The sequence below is a fragment of the Pseudomonas sp. GD03944 genome (assembly GCF_029839275.1).
In the GTDB taxonomy this organism is placed as follows: Bacteria; Pseudomonadota; Gammaproteobacteria; order Pseudomonadales; family Pseudomonadaceae; genus Aquipseudomonas.
In genome coordinates, this window is the sequence record NZ_JAOCAH010000003.1 from 55,879 (window position 1) to 79,964 (window position 24,086).

The window sequence follows — 24,086 nt, forward strand, 5'->3', positions numbered from 1 at the left end:
ATTGGCTGCTTTTGAAAAGGGCCCGGTTACAGATGGTCAGCCCCTGGGGTGGCAGATGCGTATAATGCCCGGCTCGCTCCGGAGACCCGCAATGCTCGACCACGCACAACGCATCCTCAAAGACGTCTTTGGCTACGACAGTTTCCGTGGTCGCCAGGGGGCGATCATCGAGCGCGTGGCCGGTGGCGGCGATGCGCTGGTGCTGATGCCCACCGGTGGCGGCAAGTCCCTGTGTTTCCAGGTGCCGGCGCTGATGCGCGAGGGCCTGGCGGTGGTGGTCTCGCCCCTCATCGCGCTGATGGACGACCAGGTCGCCACGCTGGAGGAGCTGGGGGTGGCCGCGGTGGCGCTGAACTCCACCCTGGGTGCGGACGAGCAGCGCAGCATCGCCGACCGTATCCGCCGCGGCGAGATCAAGATGCTCTACCTGGCCCCGGAGCGCCTGGTGCAGCCGCGCATGCTGGCCTTCCTGCAGAGCCTGGACATCGCCCTGTTCGCCATCGACGAAGCCCACTGCGTGTCGCAGTGGGGCCACGATTTCCGCCCCGAATACCTGCAGCTGGGGCAACTGGCCGAGCTGTTCCCGAATGTGCCGCGCATCGCCCTGACGGCCACCGCCGACATGCGCACCCGCGAGGAAATCGTCACCCGCCTGCACCTGCAGAACGCCGAGCGTTTCCTGTCGAGCTTCGATAGGCCGAACATCTTCTACCGCATCGTGCCCAAGGAGCAGCCGCGCAAGCAGTTGCTGAGCTTCCTGGCGGCGCGCAAGGGCGATGCGGGCATCGTCTATTGCCTGTCGCGCAAGAAGGTCGAGGAGGTGGCGTCGTTCCTCTCCGAGCAGGGCTTTCCGGCGCTGCCGTACCACGCCGGGCTGGCCAGCGACCTGCGCGCCTACCACCAGAAGCGCTTCCTCAACGAGGAGGGCCTGATCATGGTGGCGACCATCGCCTTCGGCATGGGCATCGACAAACCCAACGTGCGTTTCGTCGCCCACCTCGACCTGCCCAAGTCCCTGGAGGCCTATTACCAGGAAACCGGGCGGGCAGGGCGCGACGGCCTGCCGGCGGATGCCTGGATGGCCTACGGCCTGCAGGACGTGATCTTCCTCAAGCAGATGCTCAACAACTCCGAAGGCGACGAGCGCCACAAGCGCGTCGAGCAGCACAAGCTCGATGCCATGCTGGCGCTGTGCGAGGAAACCCGCTGCCGCCGCCAGGCGCTGCTGGCCTATTTCGACGAAGAGCTGCCGACCCCCTGCGGGCACTGCGACAACTGCATCGACGGGGTGCAGACCTGGGACGCCACCGAGCCGGCGCGCCAGGCGCTGTCGACCATCTACCGCAGCGGCCAGCGCTATGGCGTGGGCTACCTGGTCGATATCCTGCTGGGCCGTGACAACGAGAAGATTCGCGCATCCGGCCATCAGCACCTGGCGGTGTTCGGCATGGGCAAGGCCTTCAGCGAAGGCGAGTGGCGCTCATTGTTCCGCCAGTTGGTGGCGCGCGGCCTGGCCGATGTCGACCTGGAAGGTTTCGGTGGCCTGCGCCTGTCCGACAGTTGCCGGCCCCTGCTGCGCGGCGAAGTGACCCTGCAACTGCGCCGCGACCTGAAACCGCAGCAAAGCGCCAAGGCCTCCAGCAGCGCCGCCAGCCAGCTGGTGCGTGGCGACGAGCGTGAACAGTGGGAAGCCCTGCGTGCCCTGCGCCGCAAACTGGCGGAAGAGCACGGCGTGCCGCCGTACGTGATCTTCCCCGATGCCACCCTGCTGGAAATGCTGCGCAGCAAGCCGGGCACCCTGGCCGAGATGGCCCAGGTCAGCGGCGTCGGCGCGCGCAAGCTGGAGCGTTATGGCGAGGCCTTCCTCGAGGTGCTGGGCGGTGCGGAGGAGGCGCCGAGCGTGGTGGTCGACCTGCGCCACGAACTGGTCAGCCTGGCCCGGGCGGGCATGACCCCGCTGCAGATCGCCGGCCAGCTCAAGTGCACGGAAAAGAACGTCTACAGCCTGCTGGCCGAGGCCATCGGCAGCCAGCAGTTGTCCCTGGAGCAAGCCCTGGACCTGCCGGAAGAGCTGCTCGGGGAAATCCAGGACATGTTCCTCGACGGCGAAGGCGAGCTGCCCTCGGTGGCCGACGTGGCCGATGCGTTTGCCGGTCGCGTCGACGAAGGCGTGCTGCATTGTGTGCGGGCCGCGTTGCAGGCCGAGTTCGAGGTCTGAGACGCTGGCCGCCGGCTTGCAGGTAGTGACTTTTGCCATCTAAGGTGAGTGCTGGAACACGAAATCGAGGTGGCGGTGTCGAGCGATCAAACCTGGCTTGAGGACGTTCAGCCGAGTCCCTATGCCGACCAGTTGGCCAAGGGATTTCGTCGCTTGCGCTTTTCCCGGCCCCTGGAGTCCGAGTACCGCCGCCACCGGCAAGGCGAAAGCTCGATGCTCAAGCGCGTCGCCCTGGTCTTCACTCTCCTGATCTGGCTGGCGTTCATCTCGATCGACATACTGCTCATCCCGCCGCCCTACCTGGGGTGGATTCTCGTGGTTCGTCTGGCGGTTCTGGGCGTGCTGCTGGGGTTGGGAGGGCTGCTGCTGTGGGGAGTTCGCCTCTCTTGCTACCAGCCGTTGAGCATCCTGGGGGCGCTTGCCCTGGGCCTGGGCATCGCCGCCATCGTCCCCATCGGGCGCCTGTACGATCCGAACTACCCCTATGAAGGGCTGCTGCTGGCGAGCATCGCGATCTACTTCCTGCTTGGGCTGCGCCTGATCGAAGCGGCGTTGTGCGCGCTGGCGCTGATGCTGATCTACGCGGGCGTCGAGGTGCTGTCCGGGCTGCCGCTGGTGGAGCTGACCAGCAACCTGTTGTTCCTGCTGTGCAGCAACCTGATCGGTGGCGTGGGCTGTTACCTGCTGGAGTACAAGTCGCGCGAGGATTTCCTGCTGCGCAACCTGATGCGCCTGCTGGCCGATCACGACAGCCTGACCGGGCTGAACAACCGGCGCAGCTTCAACCGCCAGTTCGAGCGGCTGTGGCGCCAGGCCCTGCGCGAGAGCAAGTCCCTGGCGCTGCTGCTCTGCGACATCGACCACTTCAAGGCCTACAACGACCGCTACGGGCACCAGGCCGGCGATGTCGTGCTGCAACGGGTCGGCACGCTGTTGCAGGAGGCTGCCCGGCGTCCGCTGGACATGGCGGTGCGCCTGGGCGGCGAGGAGTTCGCGGTGTTGCTGTACGACATCGGCGAGATGGAGGCCCGGCACCGCGCCGACGCCATGCGCAAGGCCCTGGAAACCCTCGGCATCGAACACGAGAAATCCACCACGGCCAGCGTGCTGACCATGTCCGTCGGCGTGGCCTGCATCTGCCCGGGGGAAGAGGGCGCGTTCGCCGTGCTGTACGAGCACGCCGATCGGGCGTTGTACGAGGCCAAGGCATTTGGGCGCAACCGCGTGGTGGCCTGATTGGCGCGTTTTGTCGCTCGGCTGGCGCGGCGCGTGAGTGGCGACGCGAAGCGGCACTGCTAGCATTCCAGCACTGTTTTGCGAGCGATTTACCCGATGGAACGACTGATCCAGGCCAATGGCCAGCCTCACTACGGCCTGTTTTCCAGCCCGCCCGGCCTGATCAACTACCGCGATTTCGACTTCCGCTCCCCCATGGGGCGCCGCCTGGGCGCCCTGGCCAAATGGCGGCGTTTCCACCAGTTCCAGTATTTCGGCATCATCAGCGACACCCTGATCGGCGGCTGCGCCCTGGCCAACCTGAGCCTGGCGGGGATCGGCTTCGTCTACCTGTTCCACCCGGCCAGCGGGCGCATGATCGAACGCCAGTTCAAATTGCCGTTCGGCCTGGGCACGCAGTTTTCCCAGCGCCCGGATGATGGCGTGTGCGAGTTGCGCAGCGGGCGCAACCGCTTGCGTCTGGAGAACCAGCCCGGCGTGCGCGAGAAGCGCCTGCTGGTGGAACTGGACGACGGCACGCGCATCGATGCGGCATTCAGCGAGACCGAGCCGGCCTTCCAGCCCATGTGCATCAGCACGCCCACCGCGGTGAATGGCTGGGTCTACGCGCAGAAGGTGGCGGGGGTGCGCTGCTCCGGGCACATCCGCAGTGCCCTGGGCGAATTCGACCTGGAACAGATCGATGCCTTCGCCCACCACGACTGGTCGGCCGGCTACATGCGCCCGGAAACCCACTGGAACTGGGCCTGCCTGTCCGGCCGTGCCGAGCGGCAGCGGGTCGGCCTGAACCTGTCGTGCGGGGTCAACGAAACCAGTTTCACCGAGAACTGCTACTGGCTGGACGGCGAGCTGATCAAGGTCGACACGGTGCGTTTCGATTTCCAGCGCCGCCGCCCGCTGGAGCCCTGGCGCATCGATTCCCACGACGGCCAGGTGGCGCTGCGTTTCGAGGCCCGGGGCCTGCACCAGGAGCACATGAACCTGGGCATCCTGGCCAGCAACTTCAAGCAGATCTTCGGTCAGTTCAGCGGCGTGCTGCGGCCGGTCGGGCGGCCGGAGGTGCCCATCGCCAACTGCTGGGGCTTCGTCGAAGATCAATATGTGAAATGGTGAAACATATCGACGCGCCGGAGTATTGCTCTCGGCATTGCAGTCATGGTTAGCTGGCTAATAATTAGTTTTTTATACTTATAAGAGCCGTTGCCACCATGTCGCTAACCGATCAACACCGTTTTGCCATGCAGCTTGCCCAGTTGTCCCGCGCCTGGCGCGCCGAATTGGACCGTCGCCTGGTCGGGCTGGGCCTGTCACAGGCGCGCTGGCTGGTGTTGCTGCACCTGGCGCGCTTCGATGAACTGCCGACCCAGCGTGAGCTGGCGCAGAGCGTCGGGGTGGAAGGGCCGACCCTGGCGCGCCTGCTCGACAGCCTGGAAGCCCAGGGCCTGGTGAGCCGGCACATGGTGCCCGAGGACCGTCGCGCCAAGAAGATCGCCCTGAGCCCCAAGGCGCAGCCGCTGATCGAGAAGATCGAGGCGATTTCCACCCAGCTGCGCCAGGAGCTGTTCGCCGGCATCGACGAAGACGAACTGCGCCGTTGCCAGCAAGTCCACGCGCGCATCCTGAGTAACCTGGAAAAGCGCTGATGCAGCACGACCTGGCCGCCTTGCAAGCGCGCTATGGGGCGCGCTACCCGCAATGGCTGCTGGGTATCCTGATGGTCGGCAGCATGGCCATGGTGCTGGCCTCGACCAGCATCAACGTCGCGCTGCCTGCGATCATGCAGGACTTCGCCATCGGCCGCCCCCTGGCCCAATGGCTCTCCACCGGATTTCTCGCAGCGATGACCGCCGGCCTGCTGCTGGCGGCCTGGGCCCACGCACGCCTGGGCGCCCGCCGCACAGCCCAGGTCGGCTTGCTGCTGTTCATCGTCAGCTCGCTGCTGGCACTGGTGGCGCAAGCGGCCTGGCAACTGATTGCGCTGCGTATCATCCAGGGGCTGTGCGCCGGTATCGTCCAGCCCCTGGCGATGGTGCTGATCTTCCGCGTCTTCGCCGACGGCGGCCGCGGCACGGCCCTGGGCCTCTACGGGCTGGGCGTGATGATCGCGCCGACCCTGGGGCCGACCATCGGCGGTTACCTGGTCGATCATTTCGGCTGGCACGCGGTGTTCTGGTTGCCGCTGCCGTTGTGCGTGCTCGGTGTGCTGGGCGGCCACTGGCTGTTGCCCAACCAGCGTGAGCGCAGCACGCCATTCCTGGATGTCTGGGCGTTTGCCCTGCTGTGCGTGGCGCTGTTCGCCTCCCTGGGCGCGCTGGCCGAGGCGCAGCGATTTTCCTGGCTCGATGCGCGGGTCTGGGCGCCGGGGTTGCTCGGCGTCGTTACCGCGGTCGGTTTCTTCGTGCGCAGCTGGCGCAGCAGCACGCCGTTGCTGCCGCTGACACTGTGGCGCCACGCCGGGTTTCGCAGCGCGAGCTGGGTGGCCCTGGCCCTCGGCCTGGGCTTGTACGGCTCGACCTACCTGATCCCGCTGTACCTGCAGACCGTGGAAGGCTATGGCGCCGGTCGCGCCGGCCTGCTGCTGTTGCCCACCGGCATCATGATGGGCTTCGCCTCGTTTTTCGGCGGCTGGCTGAGCGATCGCCTGAGCGCCGCGGTGCTGTTGACCGGCGGCCTGCTGGTGTTCGCCGTGTCCTGCGCCGGCCTGGGCTGGCAGGGGCAGGGCGCTTCGTTCCTGGTGCTGTGTTTCTGGGCCTGCGTCGGCCGCATCGGCCTGGGCATCCTGCTGCCGGCGTTGAGCACCGGGTCGCTGGATATCCTCAGCCAGGACGAACTGGCCCAGGGCGCCGGGGCGATCACCTTCGTTCGGCAACTTGGCGGCGCATTCGGGGTCAATTTGTTGACCTTCTTCCTCGAGTGGCGGCACGCGCGCGAAGGGATGGGCCTGCTGGCGGAGGCCAGGGCTTTCCAGCAGAGTTTCTGGCTGATGGCCGGGGTGTTCGTGCTGACGATGCTGGCTGCCTGGCACGTGCGTTCGCGTGCGGCATGACAGCGGTCGGCAAGAATGTGAACTGCGTCGGTTTTTTTGGATAGCCACCTACGCATTGCGTATGATGGCGCCATGCCCAGTGTCATGCATGCAGAGAGCCGAGCAAGACTGCAAATCATGGCCATACTCACTTATTAGCCGGGTTCGACATGGACCGTCACCTGCCGCTTGAACACGTTGCAACGTCTGCGTCATCACCTTCAGGGCAGGTACGCCTGGGTGTCAGCAGCAGACGGGTTGCTAGGGATCTACCGGGAGTTTTCATGACCCCAGTTCGCCAACTGCTGCTTGGCCTGGCTTCGAGCTCGGCACTTTACTCGGGGGTGGTCCCTGCGCTCGGTCTGGGTGAGATCACCCTGCATTCCGCCCTGAACCAGCCCCTGGACGCCGAAATCGAGCTGCTCGAAGTCGGTGACCTGACGTCCAGCGACGTGCTGGTGCGCCTGGCGTCGGCGGAGGTGTTCAGCCGCTCCGGGGTCGATCGCCTGTTCTTCCTCAATGACCTGCGTTTCACCCCGATCCTGCGCGGCTCCAACAGCGTGATCCGTGTGGTGTCGAATCGGCCGGTCAACGAGCCGTACTTGAATTTCATCGTCGAGGTGGCGCGCCCCAACGGGCAGTTGCTGCGCGAATACACCGTGCTGCTGGACCCGCCGGGGTCCTCGGCCTACCGCACCATGGCCAGCGTGCCGTCGGCCCCGTCGCAAGCGGCCGCCACCCCGGCGCGCCCGGCCCCGGTGGAGCCGACCCAGACCTACAGCGCGCCCGCGGTGATGCCGTCGGCAACCCAGGGTCAGCGCTACCAGGTCAGCCGCGGCGACAGCCTGTGGAGCATCGCCGCCGGTCTGCGCGCGGCGGGCAGCGAGCTGTCCCAGGATCGGCTGATGCGGGACATCCACGCCCTCAACCCGCAAGCCTTCAGCAACGGCGATATCAATCGTTTGCAGGCCGGTGCCGATCTGCTGCTGCCGGATGCGGCCAATCCCCAGGCTGCTGCGGCGCCCGAGGCGGTGAGCGCCGCCCCGCAGGACACGGTCGTCACCTCGGAGCAGGCGCCACAACAGCCGCTGGAACCGCAGGCCGAGGCCCTGGTGGCCGCGCAGCGCCGTATCGACGAGGCCCTGGCCGAACAGGCCGAGGAAAACCAGCAACTGCAACAGGGCCTGGCGGATCTGCAGGCGCAGGTGCAGGAACTGCAATCCCAGCTGGCCAGCAAGGACCAGCGCCTGTCCGAGTTGCAGGCACGCCTGGATGCACCGCCAGCGCCAGTGGTGGACGCTGCTCCGGTGGCCGCGCCGGCTGAAACGCCAGCTGCCCCGGTCGAGGCGCCAGCCAGCCAGGAGCGTTCGTGGTTGAGCGCGACCCTGGCCCTGTTGCTCGTGTTGCTGGCCGGTTTGGTTGCCCTGTACTGGCGTGCCCGCCGTCGTCCGGCCCCGGTCGAGCCGACGCCCGCCAAGCCCGAGGTCGTCGCGGTGGCCGCTCCGGCCCCGGTCGCCCCGGTGGTTGCTGCCGCGCCCGTGGTGGCGGCTGCGGCGGTCGCTCCCGCGCCGGCTCCGGTTGCGCCGCTGCGCTCCGCCGTGCCGGTGGACGCCCTGGAAGGCGCAAACATCTACATTGCCTACGGCCGTTTCAGCGAGGCCGCCGTTGCGCTGCGCAAGGCCCTGGATGCCCAGCCGATGCGCAGCGACATCCGCTTCCGTCTGCTGGAGGTGTATGCCCAACTGGGTGATGCCCAGGCCTTCGCACGCGAAGAGGCGGTGTTGCGCGAGGAGGGCTTTACCCCGGCCCGTCTCGACCAGCTCAAGGCCCGTCATCCGCACCTGCTCAGCGACACCGCCGCCCCCGACGACCTGCTGCTCGACGACACGCCAGCGCTCGCACCGGCTGCCACGCCTGAGCTGTCGGATGACTTCCAGCTCAACCTGGACGACCTGTCGCTGGATGCCGACTGGGACCTGGTCAGCCCGTTCTCCACCACCGCCCGCGCCAAGGTGGCTCCGGCTGCCCCGCAGGAGCCGGAGCACCACGGCCTGGACAAGCACGATGTGCGCAGCCCGTTCGCCGCATCGATGCTGGTCGAGGAACACCCTTCGGAGGACTGGCTGCAGAGCGAGCTGGACGATAATTTCCTGAAGCAGCCGGACGCCGCCGACAGCCTGTTGTTGAGCGACCTGGGTGACCTGGACGACAACCGCGACACCCTGTCCAAGCTCAACCTGGCCCTGGCCTATATCGAGCAGGGTAGCCTGGAAAGCGCCTGCAACATTCTCAACGAAGTGATCATCGAAGGCGACGACGCGCAGAAGGAACAGGCGCGCGAGCTGTTGGCGAAAATCGCCTGACCCGCGCCGGATGCCGCCTGACAGGTGGCATCCGGGCGAGGCAAATCCCCGTCGCAGGCGTATCATGGGTGGCTCCTGTCCACTGCGAGCCGCGCCATGTCCTCCCGTAAAGTCGAAGTGACCATCACCTATTGCACCCAGTGCCAGTGGATGCTGCGTGCTGCCTGGCTTGCCCAGGAGTTGCTGTCGACCTTCACCGACGACCTGGCCCGGGTCAGCCTCGAACCGGGTACCGGCGGGGTGTTTCGCATCACCTGCGACGGCGTGCAGCTGTGGGAACGCAAGGCGGACGGCGGTTTCCCTGAAGCCAAGGTGCTCAAGCAGCGCCTGCGTGACCACATCGACCCCGAGCGCGACTTGGGCCATAACGACCGCGTGAGTACCTGAGTCTGTAGGGGCGAGGGTGTACCTGTAGGAGCGGGCTTGCCCGCGAGCTGTTCGGCTCACCGCCGACTCGGTATTGCTCAGGCCGCCGAACTCGCGGCCAGGGCCTCTCCTGCAGGGCGCGCGTTCAGCGGGCCATGCGGGCGGAGTAGAAGATCGCCAGGATAATCAGCGCGCCGCCGGCCAGCATGCGCAGGGTGGGGATCTCGTGGAACAGCCACCAGGCGAAGACGATGCCGTAGACCGGCTCCAGGGCGAAGATCACGGCGGCGGTCCGGGCTTTCAGCACGCGCAGGCTGGCAACGAACAGGCTGTGCGCCAGGCCGGTACAGAACACCCCGAGCATCGCCAGCCACAGCCAGTCGAGCAGCGTCACGCTGGGCAGCAGCGGCCAGGCGAAGGGCATGAAGCACAGCAGCACGGTTAGGTTCTGGCACAGCGCGGCCTGCACCGGGTCCAGGCCCCGGGTGCTGGCGCGGTTGAGCAGTGACAGCAGGGCGAACAGCAGCCCCGACAGCACTGCCCAGAGCAGGCCGACGGTCGCTTCGCTGCCGAGGTCGAAGGTCGGCGTGACCAGCACCAGGCCGATGCACACCAGGGTCACCATCAGGTATTCGCTGGGGCGGGTGCGTTCACGGAACAGCAGGCCCTCCAGCAGCACGGTGAACGCCGGGAAGCTGGCGAAGCCGAGGGTGGCGATGGCCACGCCGGAGACTTTCACCGCCTCGAAGAAGGTCATCCAGTGGCTGCCGAGCAGCAGCCCGCCGAGGGCCAGCAGACCCAGCTGCCGAACCGTGGGACGGTTGCCCCGGGACGGCGCGAACAGCTGGGCGAACAGGGCCAGGGCGGCCACGGCGAACAGCGCCCGGCCGGCGACGATGGCCAGCGGTGTGGTTTGCGCCAGTTTGCCGAAGATGCCCGACAGGCCGAACAGCAGTGCGCCCAGGTGAATGGCCAGCAGGGCCTTGCGTTCGGTCATGCCAGGCGCGCCCCGTTGGGCAGCGGCTTGTCGAAGCTGGCCAGCACCACCTTGTCGTCGGCGTCGTAGACCCCGGTTACCAGGACCTCGGAGCGCACCCCGGCCACCCGCTTGGGCGCGAAGTTGCACACGCACAGCACCTGCCGGCCGACCAGCTCGCTGGCGCTGTAGTGGGCGGTCAACTGGGCGCTGGAGGTCTTCACCCCGCATTCGCCCAGATCGACCTGCAGCACGTAGGCGGGTTTGAGGGCCTTGGGGTTCGGCTCGGCGGACAGCACCGTGCCGACGCGCAGCTCAACCCGTTGAAAATCGTCCCACTCGATCGTGTCCATGGTGCCTCCCCATTACGGTGTCGCGGTGCAGTCTAGGGGGCGTGGCCAGGGCTGTCTGTCGCGGGAGTGGCGCGCTTTGTCGCGTTACTCGCGCCCCTGGCGCAGGCTGCGGGGCGTCACGCCGAACTGGCGCGACAGGGCCGCGGTGAACGCGCTCTGCGAGGCGTAGCCGACCCGGGCGGCGATCTCGCCGATCGGCAGGCTGCTGCCTTGCAGGAGCTGGCGGGCCAGGTGCAGGCGACGGCTGCGCACGTACTCCATGGGCGTTAGCCCGGTCTCGTCGAGGAAACGCGCGTGGAAGCGCGCGGCAGACAGCCCGCTGAGGCGCGCGAGGTCGGCGACCTGCAGCGGGTGGGCGGCGTGCTGGTCGATATGGGCATCGATCGCGGCCAGCGGCAACCGGCCGCCGTCCTGGATGGGGTGTGCGTTGGCCAGGCTGGCCAGGAGCAGGGCGGCACCCTGCTGGGCGATCACCGGGTCGTTGATCGGGCTGGCGGCCAGCCAGCCGACCAGTTGGCTCTGGGACGGCGTGAGGCTGATCGCCCCCGGTTTTTCCATCAGGCGCCGGCTGGCGTCGGCATGGGGCCCCAGGTGCTGGGCGAGCCAGTGTTCGGACGGCACGTCGAGCACCAGGCACTGGCTGCCGTGGCGACTGCCGCAGGCATGGGGGGCCTCCGCCGGCACCACCGCGAGCACCTGGCGCAGCACCCGGCTGCCCAGGCCGGCCACTTCGAAGTCCAGCTCGCCGCGCAGGCCGAACACCAGCTGCGCATGGGCGTGGCTGTGGCTGAGCAGTTCGTGGCTGTAGTGACGCAGGGAAAGCAGCGAAGGCATGGCGGGGTTCCTCGTCCGAGGCGGCAGTTTAACAGGGCGGCCTGCCGGTGTAGCTGTCATTGAACTGCCATGGTGGCGTCACAATCACTTCACCGCTGGCGAGCAAGCTCGTAGAAACCCAGCCGGAGGTCGCCCCATGACCAGCGCTCTGCTCGCCAAGCCCAGCCGCAAACAACGTGTCCGAACCCTGTGGATCTCCGATGTACACCTTGGCACCCGCGATTGCCAGGCGGAGCACCTGTCGGCCTTTCTCAAGCGCTACCAGACCGACCGCATCTACCTGGTCGGCGACATCATCGACGGCTGGAAGCTGCGCGGCGGTATCTACTGGCCCCAGGCGCACACCAACGTGATCCGTCGCCTGCTGACCATGAGCAAGCGCGGTACCGAGGTGATCTACGTCACCGGCAACCACGACGAGTTCCTGCGCCGCTACTCCAGCCTGATGCTGGGCAATATCCAGCTGGTCGACGAAGCCGAACACATCACCGCCGACGGCCGCCGCCTGCTGGTGATCCATGGCGACCAGTTCGACGTGATCACCCGCTACCACCGCTGGCTGGCCTTTCTCGGCGACTCGGCCTACGAGATCACCCTGACCCTCAACCGCTGGCTGAACCACTGGCGCAGCCGCTATGGCTACGGCTACTGGTCGCTGTCGGCGTACCTCAAGCACAAGGTCAAGAGCGCGGTGAACTTCATCAGCGACTTCGAAGAAGCCATCACCCACGAGTGCGTCAAACGCGGTTTCAACGGGGTGGTCTGCGGCCACATCCACCACGCCGAGATTCGCCCGATGGGCGAGGTCGAGTACATGAACTGCGGGGATTGGGTCGAGTCCTGCACGGCGCTGATCGAGCACCTGGATGGCACCATCGAACTCTATCGCCTGGCCGAAGACCAGCTACGCCAGACCCAGCAGGTACTGCCGGCCGCCGAGCCCGTGGCATGAGGGTTCTCATCGTCTCGGACGCCTGGCTGCCGCAGGTCAACGGCGTGGTGACCAGCCTGCAGGCGCTGGTGCGGGAGCTGCAGGCCCTGGGGCACGAGGTGAAGGTGCTGTCGCCCCAGGACTTTCGTTCGCGGCCTTGCCCGACCTACCCGGAAATCCCGTTGGTGTGGGACCTGTGGCGCGTCGGCCCGGCGATTGGCGATTTCCGCCCGGACTGCGTGCACCTGGCCACCGAAGGGCCGCTGGGCTGGGCGGCCCGGCGCTGGCTGCGCAAGCGCGGCCTGGGGTTTTCCAGTGCCATTCACACGCGCTTTCCCGAGTACATCCACACCCGCTGGCCGCGTATTCCGCTGGCCTGGGGCTACGCCTACCTGCGAGCGTTCCACCGGCCGAGCCAGGCGGTGCTGGTGACCACCGAGCGGTTGCGCGACGAGTTCGCGGCCTGGGGCATGCAGCACCTGGCCCTGTGGCGCAAAGGCGTGAACACCGAGCTGTTCCATCCGGCACCACGCGACGACGGTCAGCCTCCGGTGTTCCTGTACGTCGGGCGCATCGCCCCGGAAAAGAGCCTCAAGGCCTTCCTCGACCTGGAACTGCCGGGCGAGAAACAGGTAGTCGGTGACGGACCGCAGCGCGACGCGCTGGAGGCGGCGTATCCGGCGGTGCGGTTTCTCGGCTATCAGCACGGTGAAGCCCTGGCCGAGCGGTATCGCCAGGCCAGCGTGCTGGTCTTTCCGTCCCGTACCGATACCTACGGGCTGGTGATGCTGGAAGCGCTGGCCTGTGGCACGCCGGTGGCGGCCTTTCCCGTGCCGGGGCCGCTGGATGTGCTGGAGGCGGGGGTGACCGGGGTGATGAACGAGGACCTCGGCGAAGCGTGCCGGGCGGCGTTGGCGCTGGATCGGGCGGTGTGTGCCGAGCGGGCAGGGCGCCAATCCTGGCGGGCTTCGGCCCTGGAGTTCCTGGCGCACCAGCCGGTGCCCGGTGGCGAGGCCTGCGTGGCGGCAGAGGTGGCGGTACCGTAGCCGTCCCGCCGAGCGCCCATGAAAAAAGCCGCCTGCTGGCGGCTTTTTTCATGGCTACATGATGACCTTGTCCCGGAGTTTTTCCGCCGCCTGTTGCAGGGCGAGGATGACCCGTTCCTTGTCGAAGTTCTGGATGCCGTTGGTGTCCAGGTACATGGAGAAGCCCGGCAGCTCGTGCTCGACGTAGCTGGAGGTGGCGCCCAGGTCGCGGCGGAAGTCCACCACCTGGTAGATCTGCACCGGACGGGTGAAGCCCTTGACGGTGATCTGGCCCTTGTCGCGGCACATGATCACGTCCTTGATCAGCGAATAGGTCTCGTGGGAAATCAGGATTTCCCCGGATTCGGCGGCGCTTTCCAGGCGGCTGGCCAGGTTCACGTCGCGGCCGATGATGGTGTAGTCCATGCGGGTGTCGGCGCCGAAGTTGCCCACGGTGCAGTAACCGGTGTTCAGGCCCATGCGGATTTCCAGGGGCTTGGTGATGCCCTGGGCGCGCCACTGCTGGCGCAGCACCTTCATGTGCTTGCGCATGGCGATGGCCATGGACACGGCGGCCACCGCGTCCTTCTTGGCGCCCTGGCTGGTGGGGTCGCCGAAGAACACCATGACGCTGTCGCCGATGAACTTGTCGATGGTGCCGCCGTATTTCAGGCAGATCTTCGACATTTCGGTGAGGTAGGTGTTGAGCAGGTCGGTCAGGGCTTCGGCTTCCAGCTCTTCGGACAGCTCGGTGAAGCCCTTGATGTCGGAGAAGAACACGGTGAGCTTCTTGCGCTGGGTTTCCAGGCGCACGCTCTTCTTGCCGCTGAAGATCGATTCCCAGACCTGCGGCGACAGGTACTTGGCCAGGTTGCGCGCCAGGCGCGCGGCCTTTTCCTGCTCGCGCTTGATCTCGCTACGCACCTGGGCCAGACGCAGGCCCTGCTGGTGCACGAAGTAGGCGGTGATGCAGATGTACAGGGTGGTGAAGGCGATGCTGACCAGGGCCACCAGGGCCGGGGTCGACACATTCACCTCGAAGCCGGTGATGGCGGCGGTGAGCAGCGTGCCGCTGACCGCGATCAGCAGGGCCAGCCCCATGTGGCGCAGGCCGCCGAGGACCAGGGAGCTGAAGCACAGGGTCAGCACGGCCATCAGGCTCGGCACCACGGAGAACCCGAGCAGGGCCAGGGCCGCGCCGCAGTGCAGGGAATCGATGAACAGCAGGCACAGGGTGGTGGTTTGCGGGTGTTCGCGCTTGAAACGCAGGCTCAGGTGGTGGGCCAGGTGCGGGTAGAGCAGCGCGTAGGGCACCATCCACAGGATGTGGTAGCCAAAGTGCTGGGCATAGGTTCCGGCAGCAATGCTCGCGGCGATCGCGATATAGGCCAGCACGCGCGAGTAATACTCACGCAGCGGCGGGGCCGGCAAGGTGTTGAGCCGGTTGAGTGTGGCTGCATTCATGGGTTGGAACGATCCCTGCTGATTTTCTGGCGCCTCTACCGGACGCCTGGGCTGTCTGCAATGGCCAGGCCAGGCTTGCGAACAAAGCGGGATCATAACCAAGCGCAGCAGTGCCAGCCAAGCACTGCTGCCGAACGGCGATAAGGTTCAGGCCAGCGGTCATGCCGCCGGCTGGACCACCGCCTTGTACAGGGTGTTCTTCGGCTGGGCGAACACCCGGCGCAGCATGGGCTCGAAGAAGCTAAGCGGCAACGTCTCGAAATCCGGGTCGAAGGCCGCGGCGTCGTACTTGGCGCAGAAGTCGATGGTCGCCTGGTACTGCGGGTGGTCCTTGAATTGCTCGCGCAGGTGCCGGTCCATGCCCAGGTGGTGGAAGAAGTAGTAGCCCTGGAACACCCCGTGTTTTTCCACGATCCAGTGATTTTCCGCGCTGACGAAGGGCTTGAGGATGGCGGCGGCGATGTCCGGGTGGTTGAAGCTGCCAAGGGTGTCGCCAATGTCGTGGAGCAGCGCGCAGACCACGTATTCCTCGTCGCGACCGTCCAGGTGGGCGCGGGTCGCGGTTTGCAGCGAGTGGGTCAGGCGATCCACCGGAAAGCCGCCGAAGTCGCCATCGAGCAGTTTCAGGTGGGTGAGGATGCGGTCCGGCAACTGGGCCGCGTAGGCCATGAAGTCCTGGGCGATGATCGCCCAGTCGGCGGCGCTGCCGTCCTGCATGTGGTTGAACTGGGCTCGGGCTGTCATGGTTGTGTTCTCGTTCTTGTCGTTATGGGGGAATGATCAGAACTTGATGCGACCGGTGAAGGCGTCCTTGAGCATGACCCAGTCGCCCATCAGGCTGTACAGCGGGTACTGGAAGGTGGCCGGGCGGTTCTTTTCGAACACGAAGTGCCCGACCCAGGCGAAACCGTAGCCGGCCAGCGGGATGGCCAGCAGCCACAGCCACTGCTGGGTGAACAGGGCGTAGGCGAGGATGCCGAGCACCAGCAGGCTGCCGGCGTAATGCAGGCGGCGGCAGGTCGGGTTGCTGTGCTCCTGCAGGTAATAGGGGTAGAAATCGGCGAAGCGGGTGAATCGCTCATCGGGCTGGGTGGTCATGGTCACCTCCTGTTGTTCTGCCTGCCAGTCTAGGCCGAGTGTCCCACCGGGCCAGTGACATTAGGTGCCAGTTTAGTATCCTTCGCTGCCAGCCCGCGGCGAGCGGGTTTCCTCAGTCGAACAAGAATAACGCCATGAGCGAACGTACCACGTCGTCGAATTGGGCCCTGGGTATCGTCCAGGCACTGGAAATGGGCGGTGTCGATTGCCGGGCGATCTTCGCCGAACTGGGCCTGGACTACGAAGCGCTCAACGACCCCGACGCGCGCTTCCCGCAGGACGCCATGACCCGCCTGTGGCACCGCGCGGTGGAGGTATCCGGCAACCCGGCGATCGGCCTGAACATGGCCCGCGTGGTGCGGCCGGCGTCGTTTCATGTGGTGGGCTATGCGCTGATGTCCAGCCGCACCCTCAAGGAAGGGTTCGCGCGCCTGGTGCGTTACCAGCGGATCATCGGCGAGGGCGCTGACCTGAGTTTTCGCCCCACCGCCAAGGGCTATGAACTGATCCTGGCGATCCACGGCGATCGCCTGCCGCCGGCCCGGCAGAGCGCCGAGGCCTCCCTGGCTTATGCCCTGGCATTCTGCCGCTGGATGACCGGGCGGCAGATTCGCCCCCAGGAGATCCTGTTCCAGGGCGATCCGCCCGCGGACATTGGCCCGTTCCAGCAGGTGTTCCAGGCGCCCCTGACCTTCAATGCCAGCCACTACGGCGTGCGCTTCGAGCGGGCTGACCTGGAGATGCCCCTGCCCACCGCCAACGAGTCCCTGGCGCAACTGCACGATGCCTTCGCGGGGGATTACCTGGCGCGCTTCTCCGGCAGCCGGGTCACCCACCAGGCGCGCCAGGTGCTGTGCCGCCTATTGCCCCAGGGGGAGCCGAAACGGGAAGTGGTGGCGCAGTCGCTGCACCTGTCGCAGCGCACCTTGCAGCGCCGCCTGCAGGACGAAGGCACCAGTTTCCAGCACCTGCTGGACGAAACCCGGCGCGAGCTGGCCGAGCAGTACCTGGCGCAGCCCAGCCTGACGCTGCTGGAAATCGCCTACCTGCTGGGGTTCGCCGACCCGAGCAACTTCTTCCGTGCGTTCCGACGCTGGTTCGACTGCACCCCGGGCGAGTACCGCGCGCGCCTGTAGCCGGTCAGTGCCGCCAGAAGGCCGGCATCAACAGCACCAGCACCGTGAGGATTTCCAGGCGACCCAGCAGCATGCCCAGGGTCAGCAGCCACTTGGCCATGTCCGGCAGGCTGGCGAAGGTGCCGGCCGGGCCGATCACCGGGCCCATGCCCGGGCCGACGCCGGATACCGTGCTGGCCGCGCCGCTGAGGGCGGTGATCCAGTCCAGGCCGCAGAGGGTCAGGGCCAGCGCCAGGGCGGCGATGGTGATGGTGAAGAAGAACGAGAAGGTCAGGATCGAGCGGACGATGTCCTCGTCGAGGCGGTGGCGGTTGTACTGCTGCTTGATCACCGCCCGCGGGTGCACCAGCTGCTGCAGGTTGGCCTTGAGCAGGATGTAGGCGACCTGGAAACGGAAGATCTTCAGGCCGCCGGCCGTGGAGCCCGAGCAGCCGCCGATGAAGCCCAGGTAGAAGAACAGCATGCCGGCGAAGCCGCCCCACAGGGTGTAGTCACCCAGGGCGAAGCCGGTGGTGGTGAGGATCGAGGTGGTGTTGACCGCCACGTGGCGGATGGCGTCGAGCCAGTGCAGGTCGGTGGTCAGGTAGTACCAGGTGCCCAGCGTCACCCAGGTGGCCAGGAGGATGCCGAGAAAGCCCCGGACCTGCTGGTCCTTGATCAGGGCACGGTAATTGCCGCGCAGGGTCGACACGTAGAGCACGAACGGCAGGCTGCCGAGGATCATCACCACCACCGCGACCCAGTGCACCGCCGGTGCGCTCCACTTGGCCAGGGACTGGTCCGAGGTCGAGAAACCGCCGGTGGCGATGGCCGACATGGTGTGGTTGATGGCGTCGAACAGATTCATGCCCGCAGCCCAGAACGCCAGGCAGCCCAGCACGCTGATGCCGAGGTAGGCGGCGACCATGTACTTGGCCACCATGTGCGAGCGCGGCATGACCTTTTCCGAGCGGTCCGAGGATTCGGTCTGGAACAGGCGCATGCCCCCGATGCGCAGCATCGGCAGGATCGCCACCGCCATGGCGATGAAGCCGATACCGCCGAGCCAGTGCAAGAGTGAGCGCCAGATCAGGATGCCTGGCGACATGCTGTCCAGGCCGGTGAGCACCGTGGCCCCGGTGGCGGTGATGCCGGACATGCTTTCGAAGAAGGCGTCGGTGTAGCTCATGCCCTGGGCGAGCATGAACGGGATGGCGGCGAAGATCCCCACCAGCACCCAGCTGGACACCGTCAGCATGTACATGTCGCGGGGGCGCAGGTGAGTGCCTTCCTGGCGGCCCTGGGCGATCATGGCCAGGCCGGCGCAGAGGGTGATCAGGCTGGACCAGAGAAACGCGTTGAGCTCCTGGGGCCGGTCGAAGAGGACCAGGGTGAGCATGGGAATCACCATGCTGATGGCCAGGGTCACGAGGAAGATACCGTTGATGAACGCGATGACGCGCAACGTCGGCAGGGCCATGGAGTGAGGTTCGCTCTGGTGTGGCAAAGGGCGCCATTCTACGCCAGCGATACGGCCTGTAAACCCGTCGATATTTGCCGCTTTACAAGCGTTTGGCGCTGCATAGAATAGGCGCCAGGTGCCGGCCCTTGCCGGTTTCTGAGCCCTCTCAATCATGTCGAATAGCAATCCCTGTCTTACGTGCGGCGCCTGCTGCGCGCACTTTCGTGTGTCTTTCTTTTGGGGTGAATGCCAGTCGGCCGGCGGTCTCGTGCCGGACGATCAGGTGGTGCTGATCACCCCGCATCGGGTTGCCATGCGGGGCACCGAGAGCAAGCCCGCACGCTGCGTGGCGTTGCTGGGTGCCGTGGGCGAGGGCGTGCGCTGCACGCTGTATGAACAGCGCTCCAGCCCTTGCCGGGACTTCGAAGCGTCCTGGTCCAATGGCGAGCACAACCCGCGCTGCGACGATGCCCGGCGTGCCCACGGCTTGCCGCCGCTGACCCCGCCGCAGCAACCGGAACTGTCGCCGGAACGCGTGGCCTGAGGCAGTTTTTCTCCTGTTGCCGGCCGGCAGGCTCTAGAATTCCTCCTCTTTTTATTCTGTGAGGTGGCAGATGGATGCTCTCGAGGCCTTGATCAATCGTGTGTCGGCACCGCGTCTGCGCGAGCCGGCGCCTTCTGCCGAGCAGCGTGAGCAGTTGTTCCGTGCAGCGCTGCGCGCGCCGGACCACGGCCAGCTGCGGCCGTGGCGCTTTCTCACCATCGAGGGCGACGGGCGCCAGCAACTGGGTGAGCTGTTCGCCCAGGCGGTGGCGGAAGGTTCCCCCACCGAAGAGGCGCTGACCAAGGCCCGGGCCATGCCGTTGCGCGCGCCGCTGCTGGTGGTGGTCATCGCGCGGGTGCAGTCGCATTTCAAGGTGCCGAAGGAAGAGCAGGTTATCGCGGCTGGCTGCGCGGCCCACGCGATCATCCTCGCCGCCTATGCCCAGGGCATCGGTGCGGTCTGGCGCACCGGCGACATGGCCTACAACCCGACGGTGGAAGCCGGGCTGGGCCTGGGCGAAGGCGAGCAGATCGTCGGCTACCTGTACCTGGGCACGCCGGAGCGCGAGCTGCGCACGGCGCCGCAGGTGAACGTGGCGGACTTCGTCAGCCGCTGGCCGAACTAGGCCGTGCCGCGCTGTTCCAGGGGCAGGATGACCCTGGCGCAGAACCCGCCCTCCGGGCTGTTGCCCAGTTCGAGACGCCCGCCGTGCCGCTCGATGGCGCGGCGAGCGATCGCCAGCCCCAGGCCGTGACCGGCCGCACTTTGCCCCGGCGCACGGTAGAACGGCTCGCCCAGGTGCGGCAGGTGATCCTCGGCCACGCCCGGGCCGTGGTCGCGCAGGGTGATATGCAGGTGCTCCGCCTGGGGCGCGACCTCGATGTCGATCGGCTGACCCGCCGGGTTGAAGCGCAGGGCATTGCGCAGCAGGTTGTCCAGCGCCCGCTCCAGCATGTCCGGCCAGCCCTGGACCGTTACCGTCTCCGTCTGTTCGATGACCACGCGCTGCTCCGGCGCGGCGAGCTGGGCGTCCTCGCGAATCTTGCGTAGCACCAGGCCGATGTCCACCGGTTGCGCCGCGCCGGGGTCCGCGTCCAGGCGGGCCAGGGCGAGAATCTCGCTGATCAGCGCTTCCAGCCGGTCGCATTCCTGCACCAGGCGTGGCCACAGGCGTTCCCGTTCTTCCGGGTCGGCCCGCTCGGCCAGGGCGAGGGCGATGCGCAGGCGCGCCAGGGGCGAGCGCAATTCATGGGACACGTCGCGCAGCAGTTGGCGCTGGCTGCCGATCAGCCCTTGCAGGCGCGCGCCCATGCGGTTGAAGTCGCTGGCCAGCACGCCCAGCTCGTCGCGCCGGGTGGAGAGGCGGGCGAGGCTGGTCTGCTGGTAGGCGGTCTGCCCCAGGTCGTGCACCGCGCCGCGCAGGCGGTTGAGCGGGCGGGTGATGGACAGGGTCAGGAACAGGCTGATCAGGGTCAGCACCACCAGGGCGATGCCCAAGGCGCTGAGCGGCCAGAACAGGCTGCCGCGGTGCCAGGCGGCCAGCTCCGGGTGGGGAATGCGGTAGATGAACAGGTAGCTTTCGTCGGTGGTCGGGCTGGTGTAGTCGTTGCTCAGGCGGCGCCAGGGCAGGCGGCGTTCGTTCTGTTGGCGGGCTTCGAGGGCCGCGGCCCGGGGTGGGAAGGTGCCCCTGACCAGGGGCTGGCCGTTCTCGCCCAGGACCTGCACGTCGATCCTGAAACGCTTCTTGCGGCGTTCGAGAAACGCCTGGGCGGCTTCCGGGCCCTGGGTTTCGTAACGCTGGGTCCAGGTTTCGGCCAGGCCGTCGATGCCCGGGTGGTGGGCGAGGATCCAGGCGTCCTGGTTCAGCGCGCGGCCCAGCAGCATGGACAGGCCGGCCACCAGGGCGATTGCCAGCCAGAAGCTGGCCAGGATGCGCCAGAACAATGAACGCACGTGAACTCCTAGGTCAGGCCTCGAGGCCCGATATGACGATGACGGGGGTGAATCCTGCTGGAGCTGCCCTCAACGCACAAGCGCCAATGCCCACCCAGCCAGTGGCGGGGTGGGCAGGCGCAGGTTGCGGTTACTGGGTCTTCTTGGCCTGGTCGGCTTTCCAGGCTTCGAAGGCCTTGCGGTCGGCACGATGGGCTTCCATCTTCTTCTGGTGCTCATCGAAGGCTTTCTGCTGCTCGGGCTTGAGCAGGGCGCGGATGGCGCTCTGCTGCTTGTCGCGGGCGGCTTTCAGCTCGTCCTGCATGGCCTTCTGCTCGGCAGCCGGCAGCTTGTCCAGGTAGCGCTGGGTGATGGTGTGGCGGCTCTTCATCTGCTCGCCCATCAGTTTGCGGATTTCGCGGTGCTGCTCCTTGCTCAGGTCCAGCTCCTTGAAGAAACGCGGGCCGTGCTCGCCACCGTGGCGCGGGCCGCCTTCGGGCATGGCCATGGCCAGGGTCGGCAGGGTCAGGACGAGCAGTACGGCGGTCAGGGTCTTGCGCATGGTGTCTCTCCTTGTCTCGAAACCGGTCATTTACCGGATGAGCCCAGTCTAGGGCGGTCAAGGTCAAGGGCGGTCAGCCAAGGGTAAAGCTTGGGTAAAGGCGGTCGGCGCCGGCCTTTACACAGTCCTCAGGCGCAGTAGTAGTAGCCGCGGCTGCGCAGGGCGACGATCCGCGGGCGGCCGTCAGGGTGCGGGCCGAGTTTCTTGCGCAGGTTGCTGACGTGCATGTCGAGGCTGCGATCGTAGAGGGTCAGCTTGCGGCCCAGGGCCAGTTGCGCCAGTTCCTGCTTGTCCACCGGCTCGCCGGGTTGGCGCAGCAGGGTTTCCAGCAGGCGGCTTTCCGAGAGAGTGAGGATCACCTCGTGGTCGCCGATCATGACCACGCCACGGGCCAGGCTGAAGCACAGGTCGCCCAGCTCCAGCTGGCTCGGTGCGCTGGGCGGCAGGCTGCGGCGCAGCACCGCGCGCAGGCGGGCTGTCAGCTCCCGGGGGTCGCAGGGTTTGGCCAGGTAGTCGTCGGCGCCCAGTTCCAGCCCGAGGATGCGGTCCAGCGGTTCGCCCCGGGCCGACAGCATCAGCACCGGCAGCTCGGGGTGGTCGTTGCGCAGTTGCTTGAGCAACTCCAGGCCGCTGCCATCGGGGAGCATCACGTCCAGCACCACGGCGTCGGGCGTGTGGCTGGCCAGGTTGCGGCGGGCGCTGCCGCCATCGTGGCAGGCGCTCACCTGGAAGCCTTCCTGGGTCAGCCAGTTGACCAGCAGTTCACACAGCTCGACGTCGTCGTCGATGAGTAACAGGGTGCTCATAGGGCCGTCAGTTGATCCATTCGCGCCGCGAACGACGGTTGCCACGCAGCATCGCGCCCAGGACGACGCCCAGCAGGCCCGCGCCTGCGCCCACGGCGAACCACCACTGCTCGACGCTGAGCAGCCCCTTGGGCTGGCTGGACTGGGCTTCCTTGAGTTGCAGCTTGAGGCGCTGGTTTTCCTGGCGCAGGCGTTGCAGTTGCGCCGTTTCGCGCTCGCCGTTGTTGGCCTGCAACTCGGCGCGCAGCGCTTCTCGCTCCTGCTCGCGCTGCTCCAGGTCCTGGGTGCGCTGCTCGACTGTTTCGGTCGTGGTCGCCGGTTGCGGCGGGCTTTGTTCTGCATGCAGGCCGATCGGCAGCATGACTACGGCAAACAGCAAACACAGCGAGGCTGGGCGCATCGGAACTCCTAATTCCTACGGGTGGTCATCGGCTGAGTGCAGGGGATGCGGTCAGGGCAGGACCCGCTTGAACGGCTTGACCACCACGGAGGCATAGACGTCCGCTGCGCGGTAGGGGTCGGCGTCGGCCCAGCTCTGGGCGGCGTTCAGCGACTCGAACTCGGCGACGATCAGGCTGCCGGAGAAACCGGCGCTGCCCGGGTCGTTGCTGTCGACGGCAGGATGGGGGCCGGCGAGGATCAGGCGGCCTTCGCTCTTGAGCTGCTCCAGGCGGGCGAGGTGCGCCGGACGGGCGGCCAGACGGTTTTCCAGGGAGTTGGCGACATCGGTGGCGATAATGGCGTAGAGCATTTCGATCCTTAGTGTGAGGCTGGCGCGACAGGGTGTGCCGCTGCCTGTGCAAGGCAGAAAAGCAGTGCGGGCACGCAAAGTCGAGGAATTATTGTGTAAGGGCAGCGAGAATCGTTATCTGGGGCATAATAACAAACATGAATGAACGGGAAAGCGCCTGTATGGAAGTCGATCTGCATTGCCACAGCACCGCCTCTGACGGCGCCCTGGCGCCCTCGGTGGTGGTCGCCCGGGCCCATGAGCGCGGCGTGCGCGTGCTGGCATTGACCGACCACGACACCCTGGAGGGGCTCGAGGAAGCGCGTGCCGCGGCCGAGGCCCTGGACATGCAGCTGGTCAACGGCATCGAACTGTCCTGCACCTGGGGTGGGGCGACCATCCACGTGCTCGGGTATGCCTTCGCCAGCGAGGCGCCGGCCCTGCGCCAGGCGATCGCCGAGCTGCACGAAGGCCGTTGGCTGCGCGCCCGGGAAATCAGCCGTAGGCTCGAGCTCAAGGGCATGGCCGGGGCGCTGGACGGGGCGCGGGCGATCCAGCAGGAACTGGGCGACAGCGCCAACGCGCCGGCCCGTCCGCATTTCGCCGATTTCCTGGTGCGCGCCGGCCATGTGAAGGACCGCGCCGAAGCGTTTCGCAAGTGGCTGGGGGCGGGCAAGCTGGGGGACGTGAAGCAGCATTGGCCGACCCTGGAAGAGGTGGTCGGCACCCTGCGTGAAGCCGGCGCGTGGATCAGCCTGGCGCACCCGTGGCAGTACGACTTTACTCGTAGTAAGCGACGCCGGTTGGTCGCCGATTTCGTCCAGGCGGGTGGTCATGCCCTTGAAGTGGTGAACGGCATGCAGCCGGCCGAGCAGGTCGGCGGTCTGGCGATCCTGGCGCGCGAGTTCGGTATGCTGGCCAGTGCCGGCAGCGACTTTCACGCACCGGGCGATTGGTCCGAGCTGGGCATGTACCGCCCGGTTCCCGACGACCTTCCCCCTCTTTGGGCGCGCTTCCATCATGTCCAGCAGCCACGCGCAATCTGA

25 protein-coding genes are annotated in these 24,086 nt (G+C 66.8%); 13 read left to right on the top strand and 12 right to left on the bottom strand.

The window, feature by feature from the left end; genetic code table 11:
• The first annotated feature begins 91 nt into the window (after nucleotides 1-91).
• The 7 genes from recQ (at nucleotide 92) to N5C28_RS06275 (ending at nucleotide 9,229) form a co-directional block, all read left to right on the top strand.
• A complete protein-coding gene (recQ, locus tag N5C28_RS06245) occupies nucleotides 92-2,218 on the top strand; it encodes a DNA helicase RecQ (protein ID WP_279821120.1) in 2,127 nt (708 codons plus the stop codon).
• A gap of 75 nt (nucleotides 2,219-2,293) precedes the next feature.
• Nucleotides 2,294-3,454, top strand: coding sequence for a GGDEF domain-containing protein (locus N5C28_RS06250; protein ID WP_279821121.1), 1,161 nt, complete (start codon nucleotides 2,294-2,296; stop codon nucleotides 3,452-3,454).
• 96 nt (nucleotides 3,455-3,550) lie between these two features.
• On the top strand, nucleotides 3,551-4,567 hold the full coding sequence (locus tag N5C28_RS06255; protein ID WP_279821122.1) for a DUF2804 domain-containing protein: 1,017 nt from the start codon (nucleotides 3,551-3,553) through the stop codon (nucleotides 4,565-4,567).
• 95 nt (nucleotides 4,568-4,662) lie between these two features.
• Nucleotides 4,663-5,097 (top strand): MarR family transcriptional regulator, encoded by a 435-nt coding sequence (locus tag N5C28_RS06260; protein ID WP_279821123.1) that lies wholly within the window; start codon nucleotides 4,663-4,665, stop codon nucleotides 5,095-5,097.
• Nucleotides 5,097-6,500: a DHA2 family efflux MFS transporter permease subunit gene (locus N5C28_RS06265; protein ID WP_279821124.1), complete on the top strand. Its 1,404-nt coding sequence runs from the start codon at nucleotides 5,097-5,099 to the stop codon at nucleotides 6,498-6,500. Before N5C28_RS06260 ends, N5C28_RS06265 begins: the two co-directional genes overlap by 1 nt.
• Nucleotides 6,501-6,763: 263 nt before the next feature.
• Complete coding sequence (locus tag N5C28_RS06270) at nucleotides 6,764-8,842, top strand: FimV/HubP family polar landmark protein (protein ID WP_279821125.1); 2,079 nt, start codon at nucleotides 6,764-6,766, stop codon at nucleotides 8,840-8,842.
• Nucleotides 8,843-8,938: 96 nt separating this feature from the next.
• Nucleotides 8,939-9,229, top strand: a complete 291-nt coding sequence (locus tag N5C28_RS06275) for a SelT/SelW/SelH family protein (RefSeq protein ID WP_279821126.1) — start codon at nucleotides 8,939-8,941, stop codon at nucleotides 9,227-9,229.
• A 124-nt stretch (nucleotides 9,230-9,353) separates the two neighbouring features.
• Here the strand turns inward: N5C28_RS06275 and N5C28_RS06280 are convergent, their stop codons facing one another.
• The 3 genes from N5C28_RS06280 to N5C28_RS06290 all read right to left on the bottom strand — a co-directional run bounded on the left by N5C28_RS06280 (nucleotide 9,354) and on the right by N5C28_RS06290 (nucleotide 11,371).
• Nucleotides 9,354-10,205 carry a DMT family transporter gene (locus N5C28_RS06280; protein WP_279821127.1) on the bottom strand — a complete coding sequence of 284 codons (852 nt, stop codon included), beginning with the start codon at nucleotides 10,203-10,205 and terminating at the stop codon, nucleotides 9,354-9,356.
• A complete protein-coding gene (locus N5C28_RS06285) occupies nucleotides 10,202-10,537 on the bottom strand; it encodes a tRNA-binding protein (RefSeq protein WP_279821128.1) in 336 nt (111 codons plus the stop codon). Before N5C28_RS06285 ends, N5C28_RS06280 begins: the two co-directional genes overlap by 4 nt.
• An 84-nt stretch (nucleotides 10,538-10,621) precedes the next feature.
• Nucleotides 10,622-11,371: an AraC family transcriptional regulator gene (locus N5C28_RS06290; RefSeq protein ID WP_279821129.1), complete on the bottom strand. Its 750-nt coding sequence runs from the start codon at nucleotides 11,369-11,371 to the stop codon at nucleotides 10,622-10,624.
• A 136-nt stretch (nucleotides 11,372-11,507) separates the two neighbouring features.
• On the opposite strand from N5C28_RS06290, the gene N5C28_RS06295 reads away from it, so the two are divergent.
• Both N5C28_RS06295 and N5C28_RS06300 read left to right on the top strand, forming a co-directional pair.
• Nucleotides 11,508-12,323 (top strand): UDP-2,3-diacylglucosamine diphosphatase, encoded by an 816-nt coding sequence (locus N5C28_RS06295; protein ID WP_279821130.1) that lies wholly within the window; start codon nucleotides 11,508-11,510, stop codon nucleotides 12,321-12,323.
• Nucleotides 12,320-13,348, top strand: a complete 1,029-nt coding sequence (locus N5C28_RS06300) for a glycosyltransferase family 1 protein (RefSeq protein ID WP_279821131.1) — start codon at nucleotides 12,320-12,322, stop codon at nucleotides 13,346-13,348. Before N5C28_RS06295 ends, N5C28_RS06300 begins: the two co-directional genes overlap by 4 nt.
• A 54-nt stretch (nucleotides 13,349-13,402) precedes the next feature.
• Here N5C28_RS06300 and N5C28_RS06305 read toward each other — a convergent pair whose 3' ends face one another.
• From N5C28_RS06305 to N5C28_RS06315, 3 genes are all read right to left on the bottom strand, one after another.
• On the bottom strand, nucleotides 13,403-14,791 hold the full coding sequence (locus tag N5C28_RS06305; protein WP_279821132.1) for an adenylate/guanylate cyclase domain-containing protein: 1,389 nt from the start codon (nucleotides 14,789-14,791) through the stop codon (nucleotides 13,403-13,405).
• 159 nt (nucleotides 14,792-14,950) lie between these two features.
• Nucleotides 14,951-15,535: an HD domain-containing protein gene (locus N5C28_RS06310; protein WP_279821133.1), complete on the bottom strand. Its 585-nt coding sequence runs from the start codon at nucleotides 15,533-15,535 to the stop codon at nucleotides 14,951-14,953.
• Nucleotides 15,536-15,571: 36 nt separating this feature from the next.
• Entirely contained in the window at nucleotides 15,572-15,889 is a 318-nt protein-coding gene (locus N5C28_RS06315) for an Mpo1-like protein (RefSeq protein WP_279821134.1), read from the bottom strand.
• Between the two features lie 134 nt (nucleotides 15,890-16,023).
• Between N5C28_RS06315 and N5C28_RS06320 the strand changes: the two genes are divergently transcribed.
• Nucleotides 16,024-17,025, top strand: a complete 1,002-nt coding sequence (locus N5C28_RS06320; protein WP_279821135.1) for an AraC family transcriptional regulator — start codon at nucleotides 16,024-16,026, stop codon at nucleotides 17,023-17,025.
• 4 nt (nucleotides 17,026-17,029) lie between these two features.
• On the opposite strand, the gene N5C28_RS06325 is transcribed toward N5C28_RS06320, so the two are convergent.
• Entirely contained in the window at nucleotides 17,030-18,484 is a 1,455-nt protein-coding gene (locus tag N5C28_RS06325) for a TrkH family potassium uptake protein (protein WP_279821136.1), read from the bottom strand.
• A gap of 154 nt (nucleotides 18,485-18,638) precedes the next feature.
• Between N5C28_RS06325 and N5C28_RS06330 the strand changes: the two genes are divergently transcribed.
• Together N5C28_RS06330 and N5C28_RS06335 are read left to right on the top strand one after the other, a co-directional pair.
• A complete protein-coding gene (locus tag N5C28_RS06330) occupies nucleotides 18,639-19,010 on the top strand; it encodes a YkgJ family cysteine cluster protein (protein ID WP_279821137.1) in 372 nt (123 codons plus the stop codon).
• A 70-nt stretch (nucleotides 19,011-19,080) separates the two neighbouring features.
• Nucleotides 19,081-19,635, top strand: a complete 555-nt coding sequence (locus tag N5C28_RS06335) for an NAD(P)H nitroreductase (protein WP_279821138.1) — start codon at nucleotides 19,081-19,083, stop codon at nucleotides 19,633-19,635.
• Here the strand turns inward: N5C28_RS06335 and N5C28_RS06340 are convergent.
• The 5 genes from N5C28_RS06340 to N5C28_RS06360 all read right to left on the bottom strand — a co-directional run bounded on the left by N5C28_RS06340 (nucleotide 19,632) and on the right by N5C28_RS06360 (nucleotide 23,061).
• Complete coding sequence (locus N5C28_RS06340; RefSeq protein ID WP_279821139.1) at nucleotides 19,632-20,963, bottom strand: HAMP domain-containing sensor histidine kinase; 1,332 nt, start codon at nucleotides 20,961-20,963, stop codon at nucleotides 19,632-19,634. The genes N5C28_RS06335 and N5C28_RS06340 overlap by 4 nt on opposite strands.
• 130 nt (nucleotides 20,964-21,093) lie before the next feature.
• Complete coding sequence (locus N5C28_RS06345; RefSeq protein WP_279821140.1) at nucleotides 21,094-21,504, bottom strand: Spy/CpxP family protein refolding chaperone; 411 nt, start codon at nucleotides 21,502-21,504, stop codon at nucleotides 21,094-21,096.
• Nucleotides 21,505-21,632: 128 nt separating this feature from the next.
• Nucleotides 21,633-22,310 carry a response regulator transcription factor gene (locus N5C28_RS06350; RefSeq protein ID WP_279821141.1) on the bottom strand — a complete coding sequence of 226 codons (678 nt, stop codon included), beginning with the start codon at nucleotides 22,308-22,310 and terminating at the stop codon, nucleotides 21,633-21,635.
• Nucleotides 22,311-22,317: 7 nt separating this feature from the next.
• Nucleotides 22,318-22,710: a translation initiation factor 2 gene (locus N5C28_RS06355; RefSeq protein WP_279821142.1), complete on the bottom strand. Its 393-nt coding sequence runs from the start codon at nucleotides 22,708-22,710 to the stop codon at nucleotides 22,318-22,320.
• 51 nt (nucleotides 22,711-22,761) lie between these two features.
• On the bottom strand, nucleotides 22,762-23,061 hold the full coding sequence (locus tag N5C28_RS06360; protein WP_279821143.1) for a YciI family protein: 300 nt from the start codon (nucleotides 23,059-23,061) through the stop codon (nucleotides 22,762-22,764).
• Between the two features lie 161 nt (nucleotides 23,062-23,222).
• Here N5C28_RS06360 and N5C28_RS06365 point away from each other — a divergent pair, with 161 nt between their 5' ends.
• A complete protein-coding gene (locus N5C28_RS06365; RefSeq protein WP_279821144.1) occupies nucleotides 23,223-24,086 on the top strand; it encodes a PHP domain-containing protein in 864 nt (287 codons plus the stop codon).

Coding starts and splice junctions, on each gene's coding strand:
- recQ (WP_279821120.1), top strand. CDS start 92: ATGCTCGACCACGCACAACGCATCCTCAAAGACGTCTTTGGCTACGAC.
- N5C28_RS06255 (WP_279821122.1), top strand. CDS start 3,551: ATGGAACGACTGATCCAGGCCAATGGCCAGCCTCACTACGGCCTGTTT.
- N5C28_RS06260 (WP_279821123.1), top strand. CDS start 4,663: ATGTCGCTAACCGATCAACACCGTTTTGCCATGCAGCTTGCCCAGTTG.
- N5C28_RS06265 (WP_279821124.1), top strand. CDS start 5,097: ATGCAGCACGACCTGGCCGCCTTGCAAGCGCGCTATGGGGCGCGCTAC.
- N5C28_RS06270 (WP_279821125.1), top strand. CDS start 6,764: ATGACCCCAGTTCGCCAACTGCTGCTTGGCCTGGCTTCGAGCTCGGCA.
- N5C28_RS06275 (WP_279821126.1), top strand. CDS start 8,939: ATGTCCTCCCGTAAAGTCGAAGTGACCATCACCTATTGCACCCAGTGC.
- N5C28_RS06280 (WP_279821127.1), bottom strand. CDS start 10,205: ATGACCGAACGCAAGGCCCTGCTGGCCATTCACCTGGGCGCACTGCTG.
- N5C28_RS06285 (WP_279821128.1), bottom strand. CDS start 10,537: ATGGACACGATCGAGTGGGACGATTTTCAACGGGTTGAGCTGCGCGTC.
- N5C28_RS06290 (WP_279821129.1), bottom strand. CDS start 11,371: ATGCCTTCGCTGCTTTCCCTGCGTCACTACAGCCACGAACTGCTCAGC.
- N5C28_RS06295 (WP_279821130.1), top strand. CDS start 11,508: ATGACCAGCGCTCTGCTCGCCAAGCCCAGCCGCAAACAACGTGTCCGA.
- N5C28_RS06300 (WP_279821131.1), top strand. CDS start 12,320: ATGAGGGTTCTCATCGTCTCGGACGCCTGGCTGCCGCAGGTCAACGGC.
- N5C28_RS06305 (WP_279821132.1), bottom strand. CDS start 14,791: ATGAATGCAGCCACACTCAACCGGCTCAACACCTTGCCGGCCCCGCCG.
- N5C28_RS06310 (WP_279821133.1), bottom strand. CDS start 15,535: ATGACAGCCCGAGCCCAGTTCAACCACATGCAGGACGGCAGCGCCGCC.
- N5C28_RS06315 (WP_279821134.1), bottom strand. CDS start 15,889: ATGACCACCCAGCCCGATGAGCGATTCACCCGCTTCGCCGATTTCTAC.
- N5C28_RS06320 (WP_279821135.1), top strand. CDS start 16,024: ATGAGCGAACGTACCACGTCGTCGAATTGGGCCCTGGGTATCGTCCAG.
- N5C28_RS06325 (WP_279821136.1), bottom strand. CDS start 18,484: ATGGCCCTGCCGACGTTGCGCGTCATCGCGTTCATCAACGGTATCTTC.
- N5C28_RS06330 (WP_279821137.1), top strand. CDS start 18,639: ATGTCGAATAGCAATCCCTGTCTTACGTGCGGCGCCTGCTGCGCGCAC.
- N5C28_RS06335 (WP_279821138.1), top strand. CDS start 19,081: ATGGATGCTCTCGAGGCCTTGATCAATCGTGTGTCGGCACCGCGTCTG.
- N5C28_RS06345 (WP_279821140.1), bottom strand. CDS start 21,504: ATGCGCAAGACCCTGACCGCCGTACTGCTCGTCCTGACCCTGCCGACC.
- N5C28_RS06350 (WP_279821141.1), bottom strand. CDS start 22,310: ATGAGCACCCTGTTACTCATCGACGACGACGTCGAGCTGTGTGAACTG.
- N5C28_RS06355 (WP_279821142.1), bottom strand. CDS start 22,710: ATGCGCCCAGCCTCGCTGTGTTTGCTGTTTGCCGTAGTCATGCTGCCG.
- N5C28_RS06360 (WP_279821143.1), bottom strand. CDS start 23,061: ATGCTCTACGCCATTATCGCCACCGATGTCGCCAACTCCCTGGAAAAC.
- N5C28_RS06365 (WP_279821144.1), top strand. CDS start 23,223: ATGGAAGTCGATCTGCATTGCCACAGCACCGCCTCTGACGGCGCCCTG.